5 protein-coding genes (1 of these 5 cut by a window edge) are annotated in these 10579 nt (G+C 64.1%); 2 read left to right on the top strand and 3 right to left on the bottom strand.

Translation table 11 applies throughout. From position 1 onward, the window contains the following. The 3 genes from ABH922_RS05260 to ABH922_RS05250 form a co-directional block, all read right to left on the bottom strand. Positions 1-460, bottom strand: partial view of a sigma-70 family RNA polymerase sigma factor gene (locus ABH922_RS05260; RefSeq protein WP_424805926.1) — the 5' end (the start) only. It extends 515 nt beyond the left edge of the window; the window shows 460 of its 975 coding nt (coding positions 1-460); it begins with the start codon at positions 458-460; its stop codon lies beyond the left edge, outside the window. A 131-nt stretch (positions 461-591) separates the two neighbouring features. Beyond that, positions 592-1968, bottom strand: coding sequence for a pyridoxal-phosphate dependent enzyme (locus tag ABH922_RS05255; RefSeq protein ID WP_424809572.1), 1377 nt, complete (start codon positions 1966-1968; stop codon positions 592-594). 250 nt (positions 1969-2218) lie between these two features. After that, positions 2219-2944, bottom strand: a complete 726-nt coding sequence (locus tag ABH922_RS05250; RefSeq protein ID WP_424809571.1) for a GNAT family N-acetyltransferase — start codon at positions 2942-2944, stop codon at positions 2219-2221. A gap of 235 nt (positions 2945-3179) precedes the next feature. Here ABH922_RS05250 and ABH922_RS05245 point away from each other — a divergent pair, with 235 nt between their 5' ends. Both ABH922_RS05245 and ABH922_RS05240 read left to right on the top strand, forming a co-directional pair. Then, positions 3180-3938, top strand: a complete 759-nt coding sequence (locus ABH922_RS05245) for a hypothetical protein (RefSeq protein WP_424805925.1) — start codon at positions 3180-3182, stop codon at positions 3936-3938. A 1001-nt stretch (positions 3939-4939) separates the two neighbouring features. Further along, positions 4940-10423, top strand: a complete 5484-nt coding sequence (locus ABH922_RS05240; protein WP_424805924.1) for a carboxyl transferase domain-containing protein — start codon at positions 4940-4942, stop codon at positions 10421-10423. Positions 10424-10579: the final 156 nt, after the last annotated feature.

Raw genomic sequence — 10579 nt, 5'->3', positions numbered from 1 at the left:
GAAGTATCAATACCGCTCGCTGCCGCGCGGACAGGTGTTGAAGTGCAGCGATCAGCGCCAACCGGACCGAATCCCGGTTGACCACCAAAGTCGCCGGATCGTTGCCTTCCACCAAGGACGAATCGGCGATGGGTTCGAGCCACGCGATTTCCTGCCTTTCGACGAGGTCGTCGGCCGGATCGGAACTCGGCGCGCCCAGCCCCGTCGGAAGCGGCCGCTTGGCTCTTCCGTCGAGTGCCGTCAACGTCGTGTTGGTCGCTATCCGGTACAACCACGTCCGCACGGACGATCGACCTTCGAACTTGGCGTAGCTCCGCCAAGCACGGATGTAAGTCTCTTGGACCAGATCTTCGGCGTCGTGGATCGAGCCGGTCATCCGGTAACAGTGAGCCAGAAGCTCGCGTCGATGCTTGCCGAACAAGGCGACGAATTGGTCGTCCGCCGAGACAGTGACCGTCATCTCGTCGAGGCTAGTCGCCCATCCGCACCCACGCACGGCACGCGTCGGCCCCTGGAATCACATTCACGAGACCGACCGCTTGGAACTGCCCGCACGAACCTCCCCGACTCCGGCTGGTCGGAATGTCTTCGCTACCGGCCGGACCTTTCACCGCTCGATCGATCGGTCAGCTGCCCCGCACTCAGAAGTCCACTCACGATCCCCGACTCGGCCACCACCACCGTCCGAGTATCGGCGCCGATCCGCTTCACCGCCGCCCCGAGGGACTCGAACGCGCCGACCACCGACAACGGAACCGAGAGATGTTCCGTCACAACGCTTGTGGGATTCGCCGCAATCAGGTCGTTGCGCGTAACCGATCCGACGATCTCCGCGACCACCAACGAGCTCGGCGTTCTCCTCAAAACGACCGGCAGTTCCGGGCGATCACCGAGCACCTCGAGCGCCTCGGCGACGGTGGCATCGGAGGGAACGGTCAGCGGATCGAGTGTGTCACCGAGTAGGTCGGTGACCGCCACGTCACCGGTTCGATCGTCGAACCCGAGACGGGCGACCCAGTCGTCGTCGAAGTACTTGGACAGGTAGGCGCGCCCGGAATCCGGGATCAACACGACAACTGTCGCATCGGCCGGCAACGTCCGGGCCAACCGCAGCGCCGCCGCGACCGCTGCACCGCCGGACCCTCCGACGAGCAGCCCCTCGCGACGCGCCAGTGCCCTGACGGTGGTGATCGCTTCACGATCGGTGACCGTCAGGATCGAGTCGACGACGCTGCGGTCATAGCATTCCGGCCAGATGTCCTCCGGCGAATCCGGGTGAAGAAAGTGCCCGATCGACTCGATGTAGTAGGCACGCCCGTCCCCACCGTTGTACGTGGAGTTCAGCGGATCGGCCCCGACAACCGTCACGAATCCGTCGGACACCTCCTTCAGATACCTCCCGGTACCGCTGATCGTGCCACCGGTGCCGATCCCCGCCACGAAATGAGTGATTCGTCCTCCGGTCTGCTGCCAGAGTTCGGGCCCGGTGCTCGCATAGTGAGCACCGATGTTGGCAGGGTTGTCGTACTGTCCGGCCAACCAGCCACCCGGTGTCTCGTCGGCGATTCGGCGTGCGATGTTTCGGACGTGATCGGGATGGTCGGTGGGCCGCGCTCCCTCGGTCACCCGCACCTCGGCGCCGTGGGCGCGCAGGAACGCGACCTTTTCGGCACTCGTCTTGTCCGGAACGACGACGATCGTGCGGTAGCCACGAGAGGCCGCCACCATCGCGAGGCCGATTCCCGTGTTACCCGAGGTTCCCTCGACCACGGTACCGCCCGGGGCCAGCTCGCCCGAACTCTCGGCAGCCTCGATCATCGAACGCGCGGCCCGATCCTTGACGCTGCCACCCGGATTGAGGAACTCGAGTTTCGCGTACACCGCGGCCTCGATCCCTTCGGTCACGGCGTTCAAGCGAACCAACGCAGTATTTCCGATTGCTGCCGCGACGGTTTCGTAAACGTTCAATCCCGGAGCCGACGGCAACGCCGTGGACTCGACAGCCACGCCGGCACTCATGCGTTCCCCGGTACGTCGTAACGTGATTCAATTCGAAAACCGATGCTGCCGAATACTATTCGACGAATCATCATTGTCCACCCGTATCTGGTAGCCGACTGCGGCAAGGCCGACCTTCGTACCCTGATTCGAGAATCCTCCACGACGGAGCTGTCGGCAACCGTTGAACTCATCACGAAGGAAATACGGGGGCGTGAACTCACCGTGGAGCTTGCACGCGGGTCAGCTGAGAGGACTTTCGTAGCGTGAAGCCGAGAGATTCGTAGAGCCTGATCGCGTTCGTGTTGGACTGCACGGCATGCAGGAACGGGCGTTCACCGCGGTCGCGGATTCCGGCCGCCACCGTCCGGACGAGCCTGGTGCCCAGACCGCGACCACGGAAAGCCGAATCCGTGCACACGGCACTGATCTCGGTCCATCCCGGCGGATGCATCCTCTCCCCCGCCATAGCCACGAGCGCACCGTCGACGTGGATCCCGTAGTACGTTCCCATTTCGATCGTCCGCGGCAAGAAGGGACCGGGTTTGGCCCGCTCGATCAAAGCCAAGATCTCCGGGACGTCCTCGGTACCCAGGACGCGAGCCTGCGGATCGACGGCAACCTCGAGCGCGGAGCCGTCCATCTGTACGGATCCGAAATGATCGAGCGCTGTCCAACCGGTGGGCAGCTGATGCCCGAATCCGCGCAACCCGGTGATCCCCCCGGGCCCGATCAGAGTATGCAGATCGTCCCAGTCCTGATCGTCCAGTTCGGGTGGGTGTCCGACGAACGGCGCAACAGTCGAGTCGTACCGTGCAACTCTTCCGACCCAGTGCGCGAATCGCGCGTGATGCCCTCGAAGACTCTGCCGGACCGGATCGTCGAGTGGATGGATCTCCAACTGTTGATCGGAAGGTCCTGCAAGCGACTCCACAGCCGTCTTCATCGTACTCACACCTCATCCTGTCGCTACACCGTCGAACCGGACGGCGGTAGTCACTCTGAACCTCAACGATACGAAGAACCCGTGGCACAAGCGCCGGATAGAATCACGCTGATCCTGACCGCAGGGCAGCAAGTGCTCGTACGCAGAGCACGCGCGCATACGGATCGGTGTGCGTTCGAACCTCGACGACTCGGCCACTCTCGGTTGCCGGCGCAGCCTCGACGAAAGGATCTCCATGAGCCCTCGAATTTCGTTCCGACCGGCGTTCGACAAACTCGCCTTGAAGGAAATGGATTCTGCGACACTGGTTTTTGCGATCGAAGACGCGCTCGACGAGAAAGCGTCGGCCGACCGAATTCTGAGGTCGGCCATGGAGGTAGCCGCGCTCGCCCACGTGGACCAGTTTCGCAAGAACGGAATCACCGCGAACAGGGATCCCTACATCGTTCATCCGTTGAGGAATGTCCTGCGGCTCATCCGATACGGCTGCACCGACATCGAAGTACTGGCAGCTACCGCGCTCCACGATACGGTGGAGGATCAGCCGGCATCAGTCATCCGCCTTCTGTCCGGAGAATCACCCGCGCATGCGGACCCATTGAAACTTCGGCGAGACGCCGACCGACTCATCGCGCGGGATTTCGGTGAACGTATCGCACATATCGTTGCGGCAGTGACAAATCCGGTCGACATGGACACCAGCGGTGACGGACCGCGCAGTTATCAGTCGCACGTGATCGCGGCAATTACGGACCCGTCGGTCTTTCTGGTCAAGTTCAGTGACTACGTGGACAACGCAGGCAGTGTCAAATACTTGGAGAAGGGTTCGCAAGCGAGGCTGCTCGGAAAATACGAGCCACTCGTAGATTCCTTCCGGCAGGCGGCGCTCTCCTTCGGCGACACGCTTGGGTTGCCGACATCGGGCCTCGAGGCCATCGCCGAACGCATCACGCTCATCGAGAAAGACTTCCTGACGTTGCATTCGGAGGAGTAAGCCGGCCGCTGTCCTTCGTTCGGATCAATGCGCGCAGTCGGGGTTCACTCTCGGCACCGCCCACGCGAGCCCGACTCGACCACGACCACAGGCCCGATGCCGGGGCCGCCCTGTCCAGCGGCCCCTCCGACGTAGCGGTCTCGAATCCTTTCGGTCAGGAACGTTACGGGGCAACGAGTTACAGAACCAGTCCGGGCATCGGCGATACGAACTCCTTGCAGGGCAATCGCTTCCCTGAGCAGCAGAGAGGGATTTCACACACCCGAAGGCTCGTCGAATGGCACCAGATCGACGTCGGCGACCCGCACTTCTTCACAGCTCGAGACAGATCACGACCCTTCCGGGCCGTTCGACGCAGATGCACAACCGGCGCGCCACGATTGATCCCACCCGAACCGAAACGACTCCAGGACAATTGTCCAATGCAACATCTCGTCCGGACGCCCGAAGAAATGATCTCCGATAAATACCCGCCAGTAGTACCGATGAGTAATAATTGCCAATCTCGAACAATTCATTGAACATTCATTTCGGTTACCAGTCGGTATTCGATTTATCCGCTCATTTCCAGCGGTCGTGATACGTGTCACAGGGCATGAAAAGCATTGCGCCGCAAATGGACAAGGCGTTTAACGTAACCGTAGTTCACATTGACTAATGACATCGAATTCGCCCAGGTGACAGAGGCGACGCAATAATGCATCCTTAGATAAACCGGGGCTTCCTGGAAGTAGACATAATGAGTTGCCGATTTGTGATCGGAGTGGTTCTGAGTTTGCACCGCCGGCGCGATGCACACGCTGCATCCAAAGGCATGACGGCCACATCGGGCATCACGGGCTCGACAAATCGAACACGACGATCACTGAACGACGCACCACGGTGAAAGTACAGCGCATCGCGGCGTAGTTCACAAACCGGACCAACCGGGGTGTTGAATCCGGTAAGCACATCAACAACGTAAACGACAACGAATCTGATAGAGGACGGTGGCAGTGACAATGTTCAAACGAATCGCAGTGGTCAATCGAGGTGAAGCCGCGGTACGCCTGATCCGGGCCGTACGCGAACTCAACGCCGAACACGACTACGGCATTCGCGTCATTGCACTGCACACCGAGGCCGAGCGCCGCGCCATGTTCGTCCGCCAGGCCGACGAAGGCGTCACTCTCCGGGCCACCGGCACCGGCAGCCCCTACCTCGACTACGTCGAACTCGAACGGGCGCTACTCGCCGCGAAAGCCGACGCCGTATGGGTCGGCTGGGGATTCGTCGCCGAAGATCCCGCGTTCGCGGAGGTCGTCGCGAAACTGGGCATCACGTTCATCGGGCCAAGCGCCGACGCGATGCGCTTGCTCGGCGACAAGGTAGCCGCGAAGATCCTCGCCGAGAAGGTCGGCGTTCCCGTCGCACCGTGGAGCGGCGGCCCGGTCGAAACCCGCGCCGACGCCCGTCGTCACGCACAAGCGATCGGCTATCCGCTGATCATCAAGGCCCGCAGCGGCGGCGGTGGCCGCGGAATCCGCAAGGTGTGGGCCGAGGACGAACTCGAAGTCGCCCTCGAACGCACCCAGGGTGAAGCCGAGCGATCCTTCGGCGACCCTGTCGTCTTCCTCGAACGCCTCGTCACCGATGCCCGTCACGTCGAGGTTCAGGTCATCGCCGACAACCACGGCAACGTCTGGGCTCCGGGCGTCCGTGACTGCTCCATCCAGCGTCGTAACCAGAAGGTCATCGAAGAGTCCGCCTCACCGGTCCTGACCGAAGAGCAGTCCGATCACCTCAAGGCCGTGTCCGCAGAACTGGTCAAGGCAGCCGGCTACCAAGGTGCAGGCACCGTCGAATACCTCTACCAACCGCAGAACCAGCTGTTCACGTTCCTCGAGGTCAACACGCGCCTTCAGGTGGAGCACCCCATCACCGAGGTCACCACCGGCATCGACCTGGTCAAGCTGCAGATCCTCGTCGCCAGCGGCGAAGAACTGATCGGCGACTGCCCGCCCGCGTTCGGTCACGCCGTCGAGGCGCGTCTCAACGCCGAAGACGCCGACAACGACTTCGCTCCGGCCCCCGGAACCGTGCAGCTACTCAAGTTCCCCCTCGGCTCCGGCATCCGCGTCGACACCGGCATTGCGGCCGGCGACGTCATCCCGCCGGACTACGACTCCATGGTCGCCAAGGTCATCGCGTGGGGCCGCACCCGTCCCGAGGCTCTCGCCCGACTGCGCACCGCGCTCCGCGAAACCACGGTCGTACTCGACGGCGGCACCACCACCAAGTCGTTCCTGCTCGACCTCCTCGATCGAGACGAAGTCATCTCCGCATCCGCGGACACCGGGTGGCTCGACCGCACCGGTGCCCTCGACGCCACCACCCGCCGCGCCGACGTCGCCCTGATCGCCACCGCGATCGACGCCTACGACGCCGAGGAATCCCTCGAGCGGGCCGCGTTCCTCGCCTCGGCCCGCGGTGGTCGCCCCCGCGCCAACCACGCGATCGGCCGCGCCGTCGAACTGAACTACCAAGGCCAGGCCTACAAGCTGACCGTCGGCCGGATCGGCCCGCATCGCTACCGCGTCGCCGGTGATGCCGGTGACATCGAGGTCGACGTCGACCGTCTCGGCGATTTCGAATCCCGTCTGGTGATCGGTGACCGACGCTTCCACGTCGTCACCGTCGCGAGCCCCGCCCGCTACCTCGTCGAGGTGGACGGCATCAGCCACCAGATCAGCCAGGACGACGCCGGTGTCGTCCGCGCACCCGCGCCCGCCGTAGTGGTCGCGGTACCCGTCGCCGTCGGCGACGACGTCGAAGCAGGCTCCATTCTGCTGGTTCTCGAATCCATGAAGATGGAGACCGCAGTGCGCGCACCGTACGCGGGCAAGGTTCGAGAAGTCCTGGCAACGGTCAACTCCCAGGTCGATGCGGGAGCCCCACTGCTGCGCGTCGACCAGGCAGGTGAAGACACCGTCACCGAGAAGGCGCCCCGAGTCGAATTCGCGTTGCCGACGGCGGTTTCAGGCACCGACGCCCGCGACGACGCACAGGCTCAGCTCGAGGCACTGACGGCGATGATCAGCGGCTACGACGTCAGCGGCGCACAGGCCAACTCCGTCCTCGCCGAGTACGACGCCTTGCGCAGCTCCCTCGACGCACACGATCGCGTCCTGATCCAGGCCGAGCTCGCCGTGCTCACCACCTTCGCCGACATCTGTGAACTCTCCCGCAACAAGCCCACGTCGGGCGAGTCGGCGCGCGATGAATCGGTCCACAGCCCGCGCGAGCATTTCCACACGTTCCTGCATTCCCTCGACGTCGAACGCGAAGGTGTCCCCGCCACCTTCCGGGTCAAACTCGAACGCGCACTGCGGCATTACGACGTCACCGACCTCGACGACCGTCCGGCCGTCGAGGAGGCCGTGTACCGCCTGTTCCTCGCGCTCCAACGGATGGACTCCCAGATCCCGGTCATCGCTGCGCTTCTCGAAGGCTGGCTCAGCGACGACAAGGCACCCGGCTGCTCCACCCAGGAACTCGGCGAAGTCCTCGACCGACTCATCGGAGCCACCCAGGTCCGCTACCCCGTCATCGGCGATGTCGCGCGCAACCTGCGATTCCGCGTGTTCGACGAGCCGCGCATCCGCAAGGTCCGCGAAGACGTCTACGACGGTGTCCGCGGCAACCTCGCGTACCTCGAAGAGCAGCCCGATGCCGCCGACTACCAGCAGCGCATCGCGAATCTTGTGGCCACCCCGGAGCCGCTGCTCGATCTGTTGGGCCGCAAGATCGGTCTCGGCAGCCGTGACGCCGGTCCGTTGCTCGAGGTCATCACCCGCCGCTACTACAAGATTCACTCCTTCGAGGACGTCAAGGTATTCGAGCACGTCGATCGCCGATTCGTGACCGGAAACTTCGACCTCGTCGGCGACGGCCTGCACCTGATCTCCACCGTCGGCGAATTCGATGCTCTCGCCACTGCGCTCGAGGACGTCACCGCGATCGCCCAGGACGCGCCCGCCGGACGCGGACTCGTCGTGGACATCTACCTCGACTGGCCGAACCAGCCGAGCGACGGCGACGCACTCGTCGAGACACTGCGCACCGCACTGGCCCACAACGAGACCGTCACCGGTGCTCGCCGTGTCACCGTCATCGTGTGCAACCCCAACGGCGGCCGTGTCCGCTGGGTGACGTTCCGTCAGATCGACGGAGAACTGGTCGAAGACCACATCATCCGCGACATGCACCCCTTGACGGGGCAGCGCCTGGACATGTGGCGGCTGAAGAACTTCGACGGAAAGCGCCTACCTGCACCGGAGAACACCTACCTGTTCCATCTGACCGCCAAGGAGAACCCGGCCGACGAGCGCCTGATCGCACTCGCCGAAATCCGGGACGTCACACCGCAACTGGACGAGCACGGACAGATGGTGGCACTGCCCGCCATCGAGCGCACCCTCGCCGCGTGCCTCGACGGCATCCGCCGCGCCCAGTCCCGGCGCGGAGACAAGCGTCGACTCGCCGCCAACCGGGTAGTGCTCTACGTCTGGCCGGTGGCCGACGTTCCCGCCGACCGGTTCTCCGTGATCGCGCAGAACGCCGCCCGGCTCACCGTCGGCGCCGGTCTCGAGGAAATCACTCTCATCACCCGGCTCAAGGACGCATCCGGTGGAACGTCGGAGGAAGTCGCGCTGCGCTTCTCGTACCGCGCCGGCGCCGGGGTGGTCATCAACAAGACGGCCCCGCCCACCGAGCCACTGTTGCCGCTGGACGCCTACAACCAGAAGGTGCTCAGCTCACGGGCCCGCGGCACCGTCTACCCGTACGAACTCGTCCCACTGCTCACCGGAGCCACGGGAACGTTCACCGAACACGACATCGACGACGCGGGCGAGCTGGTGCCCGTCGATCGTCCGCATGGCCTCAACAAGGCCGGTATCGTCGTCGGCCTCGTCACCACCCCCACCGCCCGCTACCCCGAGGGCATGACTCGTATCGCGCTCTTCGGTGACCCCACCAAAGCACTCGGCACCGTCGCCGAGGCCGAATGCGCCCGCGTCGTGGCCGCTATCGACCTCGCCGAAAAGCTCGGCGTCCCCGTCGAGTGGTTCACCCTGTCTTCCGGTGCGACCATCTCCATGGCCTCCGGTACCGAGAACATGGACTGGGTATCGCGAGCCCTGCGCCGCATCATCACCTTCACTCAGGCGGGCGGCGAGATCAACATCGTCGTGACCGGCATCAACGTCGGCGCCCAGCCGTACTGGAATGCCGAAGCCACGATGCTCATGCACACCAAGGGCATCCTGGTGATGACCCCGGACAGCGCCATGGTCCTGACCGGCAAGCAGTCGCTCGACTACTCCGGTGGTGTCTCGGCCGAGGACAACTTCGGCATCGGCGGCTACGACCGCGTCATGGGCCCCAACGGCCAGGGCCAGTACTGGGCACCCGACCTGACCGTCGCCTGCGAGATCCTGTTCCGCCACTACGACCACTCCTATCTGGCCGTGGGCGAACGGTTCCCGCGCCGCGCCGCCACCACCGACCCCGTCGACCGCGACGTGCGCAGCTTCCCGCACACCCATCCGTCGAGCGACTTCACCACCGTCGGTGACATCTTCTCCATCGCCACCAACCCGGACCGTAAGAAGCCCTTCGACATTCGGACCGTCATGCGTTCGGTGGTCGACCAGGACCACACCGTCCTCGAGCGCTGGGCCGACATGGCAGGCGCCGACACCTCCGTGGTCATCGACGCCCACCTTGCCGGTTACCCCGTCACCGTCATCGGCATCGAATCCCGCGCGATTGCGCGTAAGGGCCATTACCCCGCCGACGGTCCGGACACCTGGACCGCAGGAACCCTGTTCCCGAACTCTTCGAAGAAGACCGCCCGAGCCATCAACGCCGCCAGCGGAAACCGGCCCGTCGTGGTGCTGGCGAATCTGTCCGGCTTCGACGGATCGCCCGAGTCGCTGCGCAACATCCAGCTCGAATACGGCGCCGAAATCGGCCGCGCCATCGTCAACTTCGACGGCCCCGTCGTGTTCTGTGTCGTCTCCCGCTACCACGGCGGCGCGTTCGTCGTGTTCTCCGGAGCACTCAACGACAACATGGAAGTTCTCGCCGTGGAAGGATCGTTCGCGTCCGTCCTCGGCGGTGCCCCCGCCGCCGCCGTCGTCTTCACCCGCGACGTCAACACCCGCACCAACAACGATCCCAAGATCCAACAACTCGAAGCCGACCTCGCAGCAGCCGAGGCCGACACCGAGAAAGCGCACCTGCGCGTGGAACTGAACGCCCAACGCATCGCCGTCCGCAACGAAAAACTCGGCGAGGTGGCCGCCGAGTTCGAGGCGATCCACAACATTCAGCGCGCCCGCGACGTCGGCTCCGTCGACCACATCGTGCCCGCCGCCGAACTGCGCCCGCAGATCGTCGCCGCCGTCGAACGCGGAATGGCCAGGGCACAGTCCCACTGAGTTCTGCACCTCCGAGCGGGGCCGGGCGATCGAATTCGATTGCCCGGCCCCGCTTTCTCGTCTGCGCCCTCGTGCCGCGAAGACCCGAACGTCAGCGGCGCGGTACGGTTCTGAACACACCATTCGAGCAGACATGCGACAAAAGGAGCATCCCTG

It is taken from the genome of Rhodococcus sp. 27YEA15, assembly GCF_049739425.1.
In the GTDB taxonomy this organism is placed as follows: domain Bacteria; phylum Actinomycetota; class Actinomycetes; order Mycobacteriales; family Mycobacteriaceae; genus Rhodococcus_F.
This window is presented reverse-complemented; position numbering and strand designations above follow the sequence as displayed.

Coding starts and splice junctions, on each gene's coding strand:
- ABH922_RS05250 (WP_424809571.1), bottom strand. CDS start 2,944: ATGAAGACGGCTGTGGAGTCGCTTGCAGGACCTTCCGATCAACAGTTG.
- ABH922_RS05245 (WP_424805925.1), top strand. CDS start 3,180: ATGAGCCCTCGAATTTCGTTCCGACCGGCGTTCGACAAACTCGCCTTG.
- ABH922_RS05240 (WP_424805924.1), top strand. CDS start 4,940: ATGTTCAAACGAATCGCAGTGGTCAATCGAGGTGAAGCCGCGGTACGC.